General features: G+C 60.6%; 16 protein-coding genes and 1 riboswitch. Of the genes, 8 read left to right on the forward strand and 8 right to left on the reverse strand.

What is annotated here, in order from left to right; translation table 11 throughout:
• Positions 1-796: hypothetical protein (locus tag M2A_RS14970; protein ID WP_045449157.1), on the forward strand; the 796-nt coding region annotated here is incomplete at its 5' end.
• A gap of 38 nt (positions 797-834) precedes the next feature.
• Here the strand turns inward: M2A_RS14970 and M2A_RS14975 are convergent.
• Both M2A_RS14975 and M2A_RS14980 read right to left on the reverse strand, forming a co-directional pair.
• Positions 835-1,251 carry a globin family protein gene (locus M2A_RS14975; RefSeq protein WP_045449161.1) on the reverse strand — a complete coding sequence of 139 codons (417 nt, stop codon included), beginning with the start codon at positions 1,249-1,251 and terminating at the stop codon, positions 835-837.
• 100 nt (positions 1,252-1,351) lie between these two features.
• Positions 1,352-1,645, reverse strand: coding sequence for a dATP/dGTP pyrophosphohydrolase domain-containing protein (locus M2A_RS14980; RefSeq protein ID WP_045449164.1), 294 nt, complete (start codon positions 1,643-1,645; stop codon positions 1,352-1,354).
• Between the two features lie 134 nt (positions 1,646-1,779).
• Positions 1,780-1,960, forward strand: a riboswitch (cobalamin riboswitch).
• A gap of 66 nt (positions 1,961-2,026) precedes the next feature.
• On the opposite strand from M2A_RS14980, the gene M2A_RS14985 reads away from it, so the two are divergent.
• The 4 genes from M2A_RS14985 (at position 2,027) to M2A_RS15000 (ending at position 6,071) form a co-directional block, all read left to right on the forward strand.
• A complete protein-coding gene (locus M2A_RS14985; protein WP_081875675.1) occupies positions 2,027-2,899 on the forward strand; it encodes an ABC transporter substrate-binding protein in 873 nt (290 codons plus the stop codon).
• Positions 2,896-3,891, forward strand: coding sequence for a FecCD family ABC transporter permease (locus M2A_RS14990; RefSeq protein WP_045449170.1), 996 nt, complete (start codon positions 2,896-2,898; stop codon positions 3,889-3,891). Before M2A_RS14985 ends, M2A_RS14990 begins: the two co-directional genes overlap by 4 nt.
• Positions 3,885-4,658 (forward strand): ABC transporter ATP-binding protein, encoded by a 774-nt coding sequence (locus tag M2A_RS14995; protein ID WP_045449174.1) that lies wholly within the window; start codon positions 3,885-3,887, stop codon positions 4,656-4,658. Before M2A_RS14990 ends, M2A_RS14995 begins: the two co-directional genes overlap by 7 nt.
• A 72-nt stretch (positions 4,659-4,730) precedes the next feature.
• The gene (locus M2A_RS15000) at positions 4,731-6,071 is read left to right on the forward strand and encodes a cation:proton antiporter (protein ID WP_045449177.1); all 1,341 of its coding nucleotides are present in this window, start codon (positions 4,731-4,733) and stop codon (positions 6,069-6,071) included.
• Positions 6,072-6,137: 66 nt separating this feature from the next.
• Here M2A_RS15000 and M2A_RS15005 read toward each other — a convergent pair whose 3' ends face one another.
• The 3 genes from M2A_RS15005 to M2A_RS15015 are packed head-to-tail and all read right to left on the reverse strand — an operon-like array spanning position 6,138 to position 8,570.
• Positions 6,138-6,452 (reverse strand): hypothetical protein, encoded by a 315-nt coding sequence (locus M2A_RS15005; RefSeq protein WP_045449179.1) that lies wholly within the window; start codon positions 6,450-6,452, stop codon positions 6,138-6,140.
• A 4-nt stretch (positions 6,453-6,456) separates the two neighbouring features.
• Positions 6,457-8,283: a sodium:solute symporter family protein gene (locus M2A_RS15010; protein WP_045449180.1), complete on the reverse strand. Its 1,827-nt coding sequence runs from the start codon at positions 8,281-8,283 to the stop codon at positions 6,457-6,459.
• The gene (locus M2A_RS15015) at positions 8,283-8,570 is read right to left on the reverse strand and encodes a DUF4212 domain-containing protein (protein ID WP_045449182.1); all 288 of its coding nucleotides are present in this window, start codon (positions 8,568-8,570) and stop codon (positions 8,283-8,285) included. Before M2A_RS15015 ends, M2A_RS15010 begins: the two co-directional genes overlap by 1 nt.
• Before the next feature lie 127 nt (positions 8,571-8,697).
• Between M2A_RS15015 and M2A_RS15020 the strand changes: the two genes are divergently transcribed.
• On the forward strand, positions 8,698-9,522 hold the full coding sequence (locus tag M2A_RS15020) for an LOG family protein (RefSeq protein WP_197052963.1): 825 nt from the start codon (positions 8,698-8,700) through the stop codon (positions 9,520-9,522).
• On the opposite strand, the gene M2A_RS15025 is transcribed toward M2A_RS15020, so the two are convergent.
• Positions 9,507-10,427 (reverse strand): LysR substrate-binding domain-containing protein, encoded by a 921-nt coding sequence (locus M2A_RS15025; protein WP_045449187.1) that lies wholly within the window; start codon positions 10,425-10,427, stop codon positions 9,507-9,509. The genes M2A_RS15020 and M2A_RS15025 overlap by 16 nt on opposite strands.
• A gap of 89 nt (positions 10,428-10,516) precedes the next feature.
• On the opposite strand from M2A_RS15025, the gene tauD reads away from it, so the two are divergent.
• Positions 10,517-11,359: a taurine dioxygenase gene (tauD, locus tag M2A_RS15030; RefSeq protein ID WP_045449251.1), complete on the forward strand. Its 843-nt coding sequence runs from the start codon at positions 10,517-10,519 to the stop codon at positions 11,357-11,359.
• Between the two features lie 88 nt (positions 11,360-11,447).
• On the forward strand, positions 11,448-12,908 hold the full coding sequence (locus tag M2A_RS15035) for a cryptochrome/photolyase family protein (protein ID WP_045449189.1): 1,461 nt from the start codon (positions 11,448-11,450) through the stop codon (positions 12,906-12,908).
• Here the strand turns inward: M2A_RS15035 and M2A_RS15040 are convergent.
• Positions 12,892-13,725, reverse strand: coding sequence for an SDR family NAD(P)-dependent oxidoreductase (locus M2A_RS15040; protein ID WP_045449191.1), 834 nt, complete (start codon positions 13,723-13,725; stop codon positions 12,892-12,894). The genes M2A_RS15035 and M2A_RS15040 overlap by 17 nt on opposite strands.
• Complete coding sequence (locus tag M2A_RS15045; RefSeq protein ID WP_045449193.1) at positions 13,722-14,450, reverse strand: DUF6134 family protein; 729 nt, start codon at positions 14,448-14,450, stop codon at positions 13,722-13,724. Before M2A_RS15045 ends, M2A_RS15040 begins: the two co-directional genes overlap by 4 nt.
• Between the last annotated feature and the right edge of the window lie 6 nt (positions 14,451-14,456).

Below are 14,456 nucleotides of genomic sequence, written 5' to 3' on the forward strand. Positions count from 1 at the left end.
TCGAGAGATGAGCAATATAATTGTGAAACAGGTGTTGTTGGCGTTTGCGTTGTGTGCATGTTGGGTGCTGCCGGCAGCTGCTCCCGCGCCTGCCTATGCCGAGTCTTATGACACTCTCATTGAACAGGCACAGAAAGCCAGTCTTGAGCAGCGCTACGACGAAGTGAAACGTCTTCTTGGTACGGCAATGGAGCTGACGGAAGGGCCCGTAAACATTGATCTGGGCGGGCGGCTGCTGGTTGAACTGGCCAGCCTGCCGTCGGACGAAGGAGAAGCCTTTCAATCCAAAGAGAAAATCGAACAAGTTCGCGCGTGGCTACATGACGGATGGTCTGTATCTTCCGATCCGGAAGTGACCGGACAAAGGTACTTCTTGGTAGACCTTTTCAATCGCCGGTCGGAATGGGGGATTGTGACGATCTTCCTGCACGAGTATTTCGATTTAAAAAGTAAGAACCGCCCCTATCGACCAGAGCAGGAAGGAACCGGACGCATTGAAATTATGCATGCAATGGTACTGCGTCAGACGGGGACGGGAGCCCCAATTTTCTCCGTTGTCCTGACGAATAACCCGCGTGAGGACAAAGCTCTTCAAGAGCTTTCCAAGTCAGACACGCTCAAAAAAGCATACTGGGTTGAAGGGTATGATGGCACGAACCACTACACGATAGCCAAGTTGCCACATCGCCCAAGCCCCCGTGAAATGGGGGCCATGGTTTCACGCGTTATTGAGCTTGGCGGGGTGGCGAAGGTGGCAAAGTCTTCTTCGGCATCCAAGTGTTGCTTGCTGCCTTAAGTAGTGATGTGCTGAGTTAAGGCACGGAGGCGCGTAATTTACGCCTTCGCGCCTTCCGCGGCCTCGATCATGGCGCCGGCGAGAAGGGCATAGGTTTTCTCCCAGGCCGCTTTCGTCTCCGTGGTGAAGGCATCGCCAAGGCCTTGTTCCAGCGTCCAGAGCAGCGCTTCGCCGACCGGCTGGTAATGGGCGGCGGTGACGCCGTAATCCACATGTTTGCGCCCCAGCTCCTGAACGGCGGGCAATATCGCTTCGAGATTGTTCAGCCCGTTCACGGCGACGGCGAGCATCTGCATCAGCTTCTTGCCCTGCTCGCTCATGTCCCCTTTGAAGAGCGGCTTGACCTCCGGCGCGATGGTGAAGAGCCGGTCGTAAAACATGGCGGCCGCCTGATCGGAAATCGGCCGCACGGCGGCAAAGGACTCTTGAACGAGGCTGCGTTCTTGCGGCGTCATGAAGCTCTCCCGGGCTTTCGTGTGTGATTGAAAAAGCCTACCCGGAGAAGGGGCATGGGCAATTAAAGGCTCCGTGAGGCGGCGTGATCGCCCGTGAACGTCAAGCGACGTGACTGCCCGTGCCGTCTCCTGCCGCCCGCCATTTGCGCGCCCGGTTGATCGCCATTTTCTCATTCACGGCCCGGTGGAGATCAATGCCCGTTTCTTCCGCCGCCCGGTAGAGCAGGATGAGGATGTCGGCCATTTCATGCGCGGCGTCCTCTTTGCTGCCGCAGCTTAATGCCGCGCGCAGCTCTTCAAGCTCCAGCATGGCGCGCTCGGCAAGGCGCTCGGGCGCCGCCACGGGCCCAAAGGTTTCCTCTGCCCAGGTTGAGATCGTGGCCTGTGTTTCCATTGCTCCGATGCCCGCTCTTATCGTCCGGCCTTCATTGGCGCCGTGGCAGCCTAGCTTTGCCTTGGGCGCGGCGGAAGCCTTCCTCCCGTCAAATTTGAGGGATCAGGCTTCTTTTGCATCTTGCCGGTACGCGCACTAGACTGCGCCGCGACGGTGCCCCGCAAGGGGGTAAAAGGGAATCCGGGAATGCCGGAGCTGTCCCCGCAACTGTGAACGGCGAGCCCGCGCCGCATTGCCACTGGCCAAAGGCCGGGAAGGCAGGCGCAAGGGTGCAGACCCGTAAGCCAGGAAACCTGCCGTCATGTCGTCCGCTCCGGGCCGGGTGAGCTTGGGGATGCGGGGTTCCGCTGCGGCGACGCCGGTTTCATCGTCGAGGCGGATATGGCACGGATTTTCACGTCAGGATTGGTTGCGGCAGCATGGCTTTTCGCCTTTGCTTGGTTTGAGGCAAGGGCGCAAGAAGCACCGGCGCCGCAAAACATCGTCTCGCTCAATCTTTGTTCCGACATTTATCTGTTGATGCTGGCAGAGCCCGGCACGGTGCGCTCTATTTCTTTTCTCGCGCAGGACCCTTCGCTTTCCCCGATCGCCGACAAAGCAAAGACCCTCCATGCCAATGCGGGGGAAGTTGAAGAGCTGATCGCCATGCACCCCGATCTGGTGCTTGCCCATGAGTTTACCTCGCCCTTGAAGCTCGGCCTTTTCGAAAAGCTGGGCATCAAGACGGTCAAAGTGAGCGACCCGCAATCCTTCGCCGATATCCGCGCCAATCTGCGCCGCATCGCAAAGGCTCTTGGGCGTGTCGACGAGGGTGAAGAGGCGATCCGCCGCTTCGATGCGGTGCTGGCCGGGACGCGCTGGCCGGAAAGCACGCCGCGCGCCCGCGTCATCGTTTACCGCCCGCGCGGCTTTGCAGCGGGCGATGGCGGGCTGACGAAAGAATTGCTGGAGCATGTGGGGCTCGCCAATCTTTCCGGCGCCAAGGACGATCTCGGCGCCTATATGCCGCTCGAAGAAGTACTGCTCGCCGATCCCGATTACATCATCGTTTCCGCCGATGCCTTGCAGCAGCGCTCGCTTGTCCGCGCGCTGCTCGATCATGCGGCCATGCGCCATTTCGACAAGACGCATGAAGGCGCGCGTATTGCCATTCCTTCCGATATGTGGAGCTGCGGCACGCCTTTTATTGCAGGTGTCGTAGAGCGGCTTGCCGCGCTGCCGCGCGCGCCGCTTGAGAAGGAGGCGCGGCAATGATCCGTTCCAACCTCAAACTCAATCTCGCTTTGGCGCTGCTTGTCGCCGCCGCCTTTGCCGCCTCCATTGCCATGGGCCGCGGCGGTACGTTTTTGACCGACGCCTTTCGCGAGGCCTATGCGCTCGATCCGGAAACCTTCGCCGTCATTCTTTATGACATCCGCCTGCCGCGCGCGTTGCTCGGGCTTTTTGTCGGGGCAAGCCTCGGGCTTTGCGGTGCGGCCTTGCAGGGGCTCTTGCAAAACCCGCTGGCAGAACCGGGGCTCATCGGCGCCTCGAGCGGGGCGGCGCTCGGCGCGGTCAGTGTTTTCTATTTCTCGCTCGGCGGGGGAATGCTCGGCCTGCCGCTGGGCGGCATTGCGGGCGCGGCCCTGGCGCTCGGCATTCTTTATGCGCTGGCCGGGCGCAACCCGAGCCTGACAACGCTCATTCTGGCTGGTGTTGCCATTTCCGCTTTTGCCGGCGCCTTGACCTCGCTCGCGCTTTCTCTTGCGCCGAGCCCTTACGCTGCGCTTGAAATCGTCTTCTGGATGCTGGGCTCGCTTGCCGACCGCTCCATGGAACATGTGCTCTTTGCCGCTCCTTTCATGGTGCTCGGCGCGCTTATCATTGCAAGCACCGCCCGCGCCCTCGATGCCTATGCGCTGGGGGAGGATACGGCAACGAGCCTCGGCTTCAATCCGGCTTCGGTAAAGGCGCGGGTCATTCTGGGCACCGCCCTTGCCGTGGGCGCTGCCGTGGCGGTGACGGGCGTTGTCGGTTTTATCGGCCTTGTCGTGCCGCATCTCGTGCGCCCGCTTGTCGGCCACAGCCCCGCGCGGCTTTTACTGCCCAGCGCGCTTGCCGGCGCCGCGCTCACCCTTGCCGCCGATATTGTTGTGCGTCTGCCGCCGACGGGGCTTGAGCTCAAACTCGGCGTCATCACCGCGCTTCTGGGCGCGCCGTTCTTTCTCTATCTCGTGCTGAAAGCGCGGCGGGAGGCGGCATGGTAAGGGCGCTGCGCACCGAAAATCTGAAAGCCGCCCTGAACGAGCGCCGCGTCCTGCGCGGTGTGTCGCTTGAGCTTCAAAAGGGCGAAGTGCTGGGCCTCATCGGGCCGAACGGGGCGGGCAAGACGACGCTCGTGCGCGCCGTCGCAGGGCTCATTCCCCATGAAGGCGATATCTTCATCGATGAAGAGCCTGTGGCAAGCCTTGACCGGCGGGAGCGGGCGCGCCGTCTTTCCTATCTGGCGCAAGGGGCGGAAAGCCGCTGGCCGATTCTGGCCGAGCGGCTTGTCGCGCTCGGCCGGTTGCCCCATCTCGGACCTTTCATGCGCCCCGGCGCGGAAGATGATGCCGCCGTGCAGCGCGCCATGGAGCGCGCCGATGTCATGGCCTTCAAGGACCGGCCCGTCACGCGGCTTTCAGGCGGGGAGCGGGCCCGCGTCATGCTGGCCCGCGCGCTGGCTGTGGAAGCGCCGGTGCTGCTGGTGGATGAGCCGACCGCCTCGCTCGATCCTTATCATCAATTACAGATCATGGAAGTGCTGCGCGGGTTTGCCGATGAGGGCCGTTCGGTCATCGCCGTGCTGCATGATCTCTCGCTTGCCTCGCGCTTTTGCGACCGCCTGGCGCTTTTACATGAAGGTCATCTTGCCGCTTTCGGCGTGCCGGGCGAGGTGCTCTGCGATGCGAACCTTGAAAAGATTTACCGCATCAGCGCGCGGCGCCAGAAAGGCGAGCGGGGGGAGATTGTGCTGCCCTGGGCCCGGCTATGAGAGGAGCGCTTTTCCCTCCCGCCCTCATGCCCGCGCTGGAAACCGCAGCGCGCCGCCGCTAGACTGCGCGCCATGGAACATGGCATCGATCTCAACTCCATCACCTTTTTGACGCTGATCGCGCTTGCCTGCGGCTTTGCGATGATGCGCCTGCGCCAACCGGCCATTGTCGGCTATATCCTTGCGGGCGTCGTGCTCGGGCCCTCCGGCTTCGGCATGATCGGCAATTCGGAAGGTATCCATCTTTTCGCCGAAATGGGCGTGTTGCTCCTCCTTTTTACCATCGGCATGGAGCTTAGCCTCAAGACCTTCAAGCAGATATACAAAGTCGCGCTCACTTGCGCGGTGCTGCAATCTTCCGCCGCCATGTTGCTGGCCTACGGGATCGGCGCGCTGCTCGGCTGGGATACGAGCCGTATCGTGCTGATCGGTTTCGTGCTTTCGCTTTCGAGCACCGCCGTCGGCATCAAAATCCTGGAGGCAACGGGTGAATTGCGCACCCATGTGGGGCGCACGACGATCGGTGTGCTCATCGCCCAGGACCTTCTCATCATTCCGATGCTGCTCGTCATTCAGTCCATGGGCGGGGCGGCGGAAGGCGCGCCGGCATGGGCGATCATTCTGAAAATCGTGGCGGGCATTGCCATCATGGCGGGGATTGCCGTGCTCCTCTCGCGCCGGGAAAGAATTTCCTTTCCTTGGAGCGCTTATTTGCAAAAACATGCCGATGTCGCCCCGCTTGCGGCCATCGCCTTTTGTTTCGTCTTTGCAAGCGGCGCGGCCCTGCTCGGCCTTTCCGCCTCCTACGGCGCGTTCCTGGCCGGGCTCATCATGGGCGCCTCCGCTGACCGCTCCGAGGCCATTCATTACACGCACCCGATCCAGGCAATCCTTTTGATGATCTTCTTCCTCTCGATCGGGCTTTTGATCGATCTGTCCTTCTTCATGGACAATCTCGCCATCATTCTCGTGCTTGTTCTCTTTATTCTGACCTTCAAGACGGCGGCGAATGTCGCCTTCCTTTATCTGCTGGGCGAGCCCTGGCGGCAGGCTTTCGTGGCGGGCGTCGTCATGGCGCAGATCGGGGAGTTCTCCTTCGTGCTCGCTGCGGCGGGCCTCAGCGCGGGTGCCATTGATCTGGGCAGTTATCAGCTTGCTCTGTCCGTCATCGTGCTTTCGCTCATCCTCAGCCCGATCTGGCTGACCACGGTGCGCCGCTTCCATGATTTGGGTCAGCAGCAGTTCGAAGGCTTTGCGGCCACCCTCGAAAGTCTCTACCCCGGCACTTATGCGCGCATCAGAGCCGGTGCCGATCAGCTAAACCGCCGTCTGCGCCGCAATGAGCAGGAGGTGCAGGAGGAAGCGGAGCCTGAAACGCCCAGCGAGGCTGGCGAGGACCGCAAAGACCCTTAAGCCGCCCTTGTCCGCAGCGGCAAAAGCGCAGCGAGGCTGAGCATAACGCCCGCGCCAAGCGCGATGTCAACCAGCTGCCGGCGCAATGCCGGAGAGGCTCGGCGCAAGACCGGCATCTGCCATCAATATCCAGAAAAGAAGGCGTGCCAGCGCTAGCCAGAAAATGGCGATGAACGGCAAGGCTTTAGGGATGACGAAGCCCGGTGTGATGACACGCACGGCTGCAATGAAAGGCTGGGTGAGCTGGCGCGTTGCGACCCAGATCACCTGCCGGCTCTCCTCCGCAAAGAAGAAGGAAAGGAGCAGCCGTGCCAGCATCATATACATGAGGACGGCAAGGGCGTAATTGCCCAGATGATAAGCTGCATAACCGCCGAACATGGGATCACTTGTCCATATAAGTGCCGCCTTTGGGCACGCGGATCGCTTCGATCATCGCTTCGGTTTTGGGCGAGGGCGGGGCTGTCATCAGGCTGACGGCCCAGGTCACGGCAAAGCCGAGCGGCATGCCGAAAATACCCGCCGAGATGTTCTGAATGCCGAGCCACGGCGTCATGCCGCCATATTGCGTGGCGATGAGATAAAATAGCGTGAGACCGAAGCCGCTCACCATGCCGGCAATGGCGCCTGCCGCCGAAGCCCGTTTCCACCAGATGCCGAGCACGAGGGCAGGAAAGAACCCGGCCGCGGCGAGCGAGAACGCCCAGGCCACCATGGACAAAATGTCGGAAGGTTTCGTGGAAGCAACCCAGGCCGCAAGACCGGCGACGCCCACCAGCATGATACGGGCAATGATGAGCCGCCGCTTCGTGGAGGCTTTCGGGTCCACCATGCGGTAATAAATGTCGTGGCTGAGTGCATTGGCGATGGCGAGAAGCAGCCCGTCGGCGGTCGATAGCGCGGCGGCCAGCCCGCCCGCTGCGACAAGCCCGGCCACCACATAAGGCAGGCCTGCAATCTCCGGCGTTGCGATGACGATCACGTCCCGGTTGATGGAAAAATCCGAGAAGGAAAGAATGCCCGTCGTATCGCCCTTGGCAAGGCAGGCGGCGCGCACCGCTTCCAGTGTCGTCGCTTCGATACCGCAGATTTTGACGAGCCCGATCTGGCCATAGGTGTATATCCATTTCGGCAGCTCTTCGAGCGGCGCGCCGATGACGTTCTGGTAAATCTCGAGCTTCGCAAAGGCGGCATAGGCAGGCGCCGTGAAATAAAGAAAGAAGATGAAGAGCAGGCTCCAGCCGACCGAGCGGCGCGCATCCTTGACGCTGGGCGTCGTGAAATAGCGCATCAGAATATGCGGCAGCGAGGCTGTGCCCACCATCAGGCAAAGCACCAGCGCGAAAAAGTTCAGCATGTCATAGCTGGAATAAGGCTGGAGATGCGGGGTGATTTCGGAGGCTCTAGCCAGGCCCTTTTCGACAAGGCTGGTTTCGAGCGCCGTGATCTCCTGCAGGATTTCCCCATACATGACCTGCGGCACCGGCACGCCCGTCGTCATTTGCGCTAGCAGAATGACGGGCACGAGATAAGCGACGATGAGCACGATATATTGGGCAACCTGCGTCCAGGTCACGGCCCGCATGCCCCCCAGCATCGAGCAGACGAGAATGCCGAGAAGGCCGACAAAGACCGCAAGCTCGAAACTCATGCCCAAAAAGCGCGAGGCGATGATGCCCGTCGCATAAATCTGCGCGGTCACATAAGTAAAAGAGCAGCAGAAAAGAATGAGAATGCCGATCGTGCGCGCCATATGCCCGCCGTACCGCGCGCCCAGAAAATCGGGGATCGTGTAAGCACCGAACTTGCGCAAATAAGGGGCAACGAGCACGGCGACGAGCACATAGCCGCCCGTCCAGCCGATGACGAAGGCAAGCCCGTCATAGCCGAGCACATAAAGCGTGCCGGCCATGCCGACGAAGGAGGCCCCGCTCATCCAGTCCGAGGCTGTGGCCATGCCGTTATAGACGGCAGGTACGCGCCTTCCCGCTACATAATATTCGCCCACCTGCATGGTGCGCGAGAGAATGCCGATCCCGGCATAGATGGCGAGGGTGAAGAAGACGAAGAGATAGCCGATCACCTGGTTCGATACGCCGAACTGCTCGAGCGCGGCCAGAAACAGCACGAACGCGGCAAACCCGCCCGTATAGACGAGATAGATGCGGCCGATATTGCTGGTGAAGTCGCGGGAGGTGTCTTGCTCGGCCATCACTCATCCTCCGCCATGCCGTAGCGGCTATCAAGCTCTTCCTGCTTGCGCGAGAACCAGAAGATCAGCACCACGAAGCCGATCAGCGCGCCTTGGGCGGCAAGATAAAAGCCGAGCGGAAAGCCCAGAATAACGATGTCGTTAAATACCGTGACGAAGAAATGGATGCCGAAGCCGAGCACGGCCCAAATAGCGATGGTGATGAGCATCAGCCGGCGTGTGCGCGGCCAGTAATCGGCATGATGTCCGGCAGCCTTTTTGGCAGCTGCCTTTTCCCCCGCATTCATAGATCCCCTCCCTTTGAGGCTTCCTCCGGCCTCCAATTCCTGCGAGTTTAACACCATTGGGGCAGGGAGAGGAAACCCGCGAGGGTTATCCCGCTCTGACATGACCGACGAAGAAAGAGGTATTGCCGTGAGCCGCGAAGATATCCCCGGACCGCCGCCCGATACACCGCAAACCCGGTCGGCGGCTTACCGGCTCGGATTTCTCGATCCAGATTTCATGATGCGCGAGGAGCTGCGTCCTGTGCGCTTGCAGCTCGAACTGCTCAAGCCGGAGCTTCTCTTGGAAGAGCACGGCATCCGCTCGACCATCGTGGTCTTCGGTTCTGCGCGTGTCCCGGCGCCGGAGAAGGCCGAGGCTCATTGCCGCGAATGCGAGGAAAGCGGCGATGCGGTGGAAGCTGCCCGTGCGCGGCGCCGGGCCGCCAATAGCCGCTATTATGAAGAAGCACGGCGCTTTGCGCAGATGGTCTCCGAGGCTTCCCAGGAAGGGGCGATCAGCGATTATGTGATGGCGACGGGCGGCGGGCCCGGCATCATGGAGGCGGCGAACAGGGGCGCGCATGAGGCGGATGCCGATTCGATCGGCTTCAACATCGTGCTGCCGCGCGAGCAGGTGCCCAACCCTTATGTGCCGCCGGATTTATCCTTCCGTTTTCATTATTTCGCGCTGCGCAAGATGCATTTTCTGATGCGGGCCAAGGCGCTTGTCATCTTCCCGGGCGGTTTCGGCACGCTGGACGAGCTTTTCGATGCGCTCACACTGATCCAGACGCAGAAGATGCCGCATATGCCGGTCATCCTGTTCGGCCGGGATTATTGGGACCGGGTTCTCAATTTCGATGTCATGGTCGAGGAGGGCATGATCACGGAGGCCGAGCGCAATCTCGTCTCTTACGTGGAAAGCGCGGAAGAAGCCTGGATGCAGATTCGCGTCTTTTACGGTGAGGCGTGATAAGCGGCCTCTGTAATGTCCTTCAGCGCCGCGCGCAGCCATTGATGGCCGGGATCGGTATTCTGCGAGCTGTGCCAGCTTTGATAGAAATAGGATTTCGGCAGGTCCATCGGCACGGGCTTGAGCGTAAGATCGAGCAGCGGGGCAAAGCGCCGGGCGACACGGGCCGGCACCGTGGCGGCAAGGTCCGTCTCCGCCACCATGAAGAGCATGGATAAGAGCCGCGGCACCTCCACCGCAAAGTTGCGCTTGATGCCCTGGCGGCGGGCAAATTCATCGAATGTATGCACATAAGTGTGCGTGGGCGTCAGGCGCACATGGTCGAGCGCGGCATAAAGCTCGGCGGTTAATTCGTCTTTCGCATGGCGGTGCCCTGCCGCCATCACGCAGGTGATCCCGTCGGCAAAAATCTCTTCGCTCTCAAAGCCCGGCCGGTCGATGGGCATGCTGTCCCAGACGAGATCGACCGTGCCTTCTTTCAGCTCTTTTTCGAGCGTCGCGCCGGCCTGCGGTTGCAGCACGAGATGGGTGCCGGGGCCAAGGTCCCGCAGGCGCTTGACGAGGGCGGGCATCAGCATCGCTTCCACATAGTCGCCGACGGCCAGCGTAAAAGTGCGGCTCGCCGTGGCCGGGTCGAAGCTGCTGCGCTCCTCCAGGCTCATGCGGATCGTCTCCAGCGCCTGATGGATTTGCGGGGCAAGGCTCTTCGCCCGCGGCGTCGGTGCCATGCCTTGGGCCGTGCGCACGAAAAGCGGGTCGCCCGTCAGGGCCCGCAGCCGGGAGAGCGCGTTGGAAATGGCCGGCTGCGTCATGCCGAGGCGGCTGGCCGCCCGCGTCATATGGCGCTCGGCCATGATGGCGTCGAATATTGTCAGGAGATTGAGATCGACAGATCTTAAATTCATAGAATCAATAATACTCATACAAAACTTCAATTGGAATGATAAAACTGGACGAGGCAGCATGAAACCGGTTGGAGAGCCGGGAGGACATCATGCAAAACGCCCCATTCGAAACCGTGCCCATGAACCCCGTCATCGGGGCGGAAATTCACGGGCTGGACCTGTCAAAACCGCTGGGTGAGCGCACCGTTGCCGGGATCAAGCAGGCGCTGCTCGATCATCAGGTGATCTTTTTCCGCGGCCAGGAGCTCGACCCGGACAGCCATATGCGCCTTGCGGGCATTTTCGGCGAGCTGGAGCCCCCGCATCCGATTTTCCCGAAAATCGAAAGCCATCCGCAAATAGCCGTGCTGGAAAATGACGAGAACCGGCCGCCGGAAACGAATATCTGGCACACGGATGTCACCTGGCGCGACAAGCCGCCGCTCGGCTCGGTGCTTTACGGCGCGGAAATTCCCGTTTCCGGCGGCGACACGATGTGGGCAAGCATGACCGCGCTTTACGAGGCGCTCTCCCCTTCCATGCAGAAAATGCTGGAAGGCCTGCGCGCCGTGCATTCCATCGCGGTCTTCGCGAACTCGGGTAATTACGAGACCTCGCAGGATGCGGAAAAAATGATGGACGTGCTGAAGCTCTATCCCCCGCAATCCCATCCCGTGATCCGCACGCACCCGGAGACCGGCAAGAAGGCGCTCTTCGTCAATTCCACCTTTACGACTCATATCGAAGGGCTGCCGCTCGATGAAAGCGCGGCGATTCTCAAATTCCTCTATGAGAAGGTCAAAACGCCGGAATTTCAGGTGCGCTTTAAATGGGAAAAGGGCTCGGTCGCGATCTGGGACAACCGGGCAACCCAGCACTACGCCGTGGCGGATTATTATCCGCAATACCGGCGCATGCACCGCATCACCATCAATGGGGATGTGCCTTACTGAGAGCCAGGGTTTTGGGCGCCGCACGGGTAAACCGCGCGGGCGCCCCTTTCGTAGAAGCTTGCAGTGATTTCAACTGCGAGCCGACACGATGGTTAAGTCCCCCGACGCCGCCGCCCGGCCTGCCTCCCCAGCCATTATGTGGTTCCGGCAGGACCTGCGCCTGAAAGACAATCCGGCGCTCCGGGCGGCGGCTCACAGCGGCACGCCGCTTCTTTGCATTTTCATTCTGGATGAAGAAGTGATGCGGCTGGGCGGCGCCTCGCGCTGGTGGCTGCATCATTCCCTTGCCGCGCTTGGCGCGGCGCTTGAAAAGCACGGCGTGCCGCTGCTGTTAAAGCGCGGGGCTGCCGGTCCCATTCTCGAAGAGCTTGCCGCGGAAACAGGTGCCCGCGCGCTTTACTGGAACCGCTGCTATGAGCCCGCCGCCATTGCGCGGGATAAAAAAATAAAAGACGCGATGAAAGAAAAGGGCTTGGAGGTAAAGAGCTTCAACGCCGCGCTTCTGTGCGAGCCGTGGGAGATTGCGACGAAGACGGGTGAGCCTTTCAAAGTCTTCACGCCTTTCTGGAAAGCGCTGCAGCAGAAAACCATTCCCGCACCCCTGCCTGCGCCGGAAGAACTGGTGGCGGGTCCCAAAGTAGAGGACGAGGCGCTTGAAACCTTCGCGCTGCTCCCGTCAAAGCCCGATTGGGCGGGCGGCCTCAAAGAAGCCTGGCAGCCGGGAGAGGAAGGCGCGCGGGCGCGGCTTGCCGCCTTTCTGGATGAGCATTTGCGGGAGTATCCGGCCAAACGCGACTTGCCTGCGCAGCCCGCCACCTCGCGTCTTTCGCCGCATCTGCATTGGGGGGAGATCGGTCCCAGGCAGGTCTGGTCGGCGACGGAGGCGGCTTTTGCCTCCGATGCCATGCAAACGAAATCGGGCACGGCATTCCTGCGCGAGCTCGCCTGGCGGGATTTCTCCCACAATCTTCTCTATCACTGGCCCTCGCTTGAGAGCGAAAACTGGAAGAGCGCCTTCGATGCCTTTCCCTGGGCAAAGGATGAGAAAGGCTTCAAAGCCTGGTGCGCGGGCAAGACCGGCTATCCCATTGTCGATGCGGGCATGCGCGAGCTTTGGCACACGGGCTGGATGCATAACCGTGTGCGCATGATTGCCGCTTCTTTTCTAATCAAGGATTTGCTGGTGCATTGGAAGGAAGGGGCGGACTGGTTCTGGGATACGCTGGCCGATGCCGACCTTGCCAATAATTATGCAAGCTGGCAGTGGGTGGCAGGTTCGGGCGCCGATGCCTCGCCCTATTTCCGCATCTTCAATCCGGTGCTTCAGAGTGAAAAGTTCGATCCCAAGGGTGCTTATATCCGCAAATGGGTGCCGGAGCTTGCCGGGCTCGATGACAAACACATTCACCGGCCCTGGGAAGCGCCGGAAGCGGCACTTGAAAAAGCAGGCATCAAGATCGGGCGCGATTATCCCGCCCCCGTCGTCGATCATTTCGAGGCGCGGGACAGGGCGCTCGAAGCCTATCAGGCGGTCAAGCGCGTTTCCTGAGCGCTTTTGCTTTTGGCGGTCGCAGCGTTTGTGCCGCGCCGGGTTTTTCCTTCGGAATAGCGCGCGCCGTCAGTTTCAAGGCAAGCGAGGCGGGCAGAAGGCGCAGCACCTTCATGATCCGCCCGAAAATCTTCGGAAACATGATCTCGAATTTCTCGCTTTGCAGCCCCTTATAAAAAGCGCGCGCCGCCTCGTCCGCTTCCATCAGGAAGGGCATGGGAAATTCGTTCTTATCCGTCAGCGGTGTTTTTACGAAACCCGGATTGACGACTTGCACCTTGATGCCGCTGCGCTTCAGATCCGGCTGCAGGGCTTCGGCCATATTCACGATGCCGGCTTTCGTCGCTCCGTAAATGGCGGCGGTGGGAAGGCCCCGGTAGCTCGACATCGAGGCAACAAAAGCAAGATGCCCGGCTTTACGTTCCAGGAAGAAAGGCAGCACGGCGGCAAGGCAATTGGCGGTGCCTTTCAGATTGACGTCAATGAGCGTGCCTGCGGCCTCTGCGGTAATCTCTTCGGCCAGCATCGGGTGATGGGTGCCGGCATTGAAGACGGCAAGATCGATGGGCCCGAATTCCTTTTCGATGCGCTCCACCCCCGCTTTCACGCTTGCCGCGTCGGTGGTGTCGAGCGGCACGGGTAATATCCGGCCGAGATAACCGCGCGCTTCGGCGGCAACGGCTGCAAGCTCCTCGGCGCGCCGCGCGCTGATCGCAACGTTCCAGCCTTCCTGTACCATGAGCAGGGCGAGCTCCCGGCCAAGGCCCGAACTTGCGCCGGTAATCCATGCGATTTTTCTTTGCGTTTCGCTATTCATAGCGGGCCACCTTCTGCATTTCGGGCCACCTTCTGCATTTTGGGATAGTCGAGCGCATTGACCGCATAAGCTATGGAGCGGCCCTTCGCGTTGAAGGCAATGTTGAGCAGCGTGCCTTCCTCGCCGTACCAAAGATCGAGCTTGAGATCGCCGGTCACTGTGTAGCGCTCGGCACTCTTTGCCCCTTGCGGCAATTGCAGCACCTCTTCCCCCGCCTTTGCGCTTTTCACCTCGATCAGGCGGCCGCGCTGGGTGTCGAGCAGCTGCGTCTTTTCCGTCGTCTCGGGGCGCCAATAGCTGGTGGGCAAAATGCCGGCAGGGGCGGTGAATGAGCCCGATGGACCTTCAACGGCAAGGCCTTCTTCGCTCGCTTTGGCGCTTACTTCGTAAAGCGTGCCGTCATCGTCGGTTTTCGTTTCGAGCGAGATAAGCCGGCCGTCTTTCCAGATCTCGTGGTTTTCATGGGCGTATCTGAAAAAAGTGATGGGCCCGAATGAAACCTCGATATCGATATTGATATGGACGTGCAGCTCATCGCCGATCTCTTCAAAGGCGATCGTGTGACGGCCGACATCGCGCCCGTCCATCTCGATGGCGAAATCATAGGCAGGGGGAAGGGCGCCGGGCTCCTTTGCCGCCTGCGCAGGGGAAATTTGCAGCAGAAAAACGGTCAGAAAAGTTAATACTAACTTCTGAGCACCTGGGCTTGCGGGAAAGCGGCGCATATGGGG

It is taken from the genome of Tepidicaulis marinus (genome assembly GCF_000739695.1).
Classification (GTDB): Bacteria; Pseudomonadota; Alphaproteobacteria; order Parvibaculales; family Parvibaculaceae; genus Tepidicaulis; species Tepidicaulis marinus.

Bases quoted from the DNA above. Each gene is read 5' to 3' on its own strand.
- M2A_RS15045 (WP_045449193.1), bottom strand. From the start codon at position 14,450: ATGCGCCGCTTTCCCGCAAGCCCAGGTGCTCAGAAGTTAGTATTAACT.
- M2A_RS14995 (WP_045449174.1), top strand. From the start codon at position 3,885: ATGGTAAGGGCGCTGCGCACCGAAAATCTGAAAGCCGCCCTGAACGAG.
- M2A_RS15000 (WP_045449177.1), top strand. From the start codon at position 4,731: ATGGAACATGGCATCGATCTCAACTCCATCACCTTTTTGACGCTGATC.
- tauD (WP_045449251.1), top strand. From the start codon at position 10,517: ATGCAAAACGCCCCATTCGAAACCGTGCCCATGAACCCCGTCATCGGG.
- M2A_RS15040 (WP_045449191.1), bottom strand. From the start codon at position 13,725: ATGAATAGCGAAACGCAAAGAAAAATCGCATGGATTACCGGCGCAAGT.
- M2A_RS14990 (WP_045449170.1), top strand. From the start codon at position 2,896: ATGATCCGTTCCAACCTCAAACTCAATCTCGCTTTGGCGCTGCTTGTC.
- M2A_RS14980 (WP_045449164.1), bottom strand. From the start codon at position 1,645: ATGGAAACACAGGCCACGATCTCAACCTGGGCAGAGGAAACCTTTGGG.
- M2A_RS15010 (WP_045449180.1), bottom strand. From the start codon at position 8,283: ATGGCCGAGCAAGACACCTCCCGCGACTTCACCAGCAATATCGGCCGC.
- M2A_RS14985 (WP_081875675.1), top strand. From the start codon at position 2,027: ATGGCACGGATTTTCACGTCAGGATTGGTTGCGGCAGCATGGCTTTTC.
- M2A_RS14975 (WP_045449161.1), bottom strand. From the start codon at position 1,251: ATGACGCCGCAAGAACGCAGCCTCGTTCAAGAGTCCTTTGCCGCCGTG.
- M2A_RS15015 (WP_045449182.1), bottom strand. From the start codon at position 8,570: ATGAATGCGGGGGAAAAGGCAGCTGCCAAAAAGGCTGCCGGACATCAT.
- M2A_RS15025 (WP_045449187.1), bottom strand. From the start codon at position 10,427: ATGAATTTAAGATCTGTCGATCTCAATCTCCTGACAATATTCGACGCC.
- M2A_RS15005 (WP_045449179.1), bottom strand. From the start codon at position 6,452: ATGTTCGGCGGTTATGCAGCTTATCATCTGGGCAATTACGCCCTTGCC.
- M2A_RS15035 (WP_045449189.1), top strand. From the start codon at position 11,448: ATGGTTAAGTCCCCCGACGCCGCCGCCCGGCCTGCCTCCCCAGCCATT.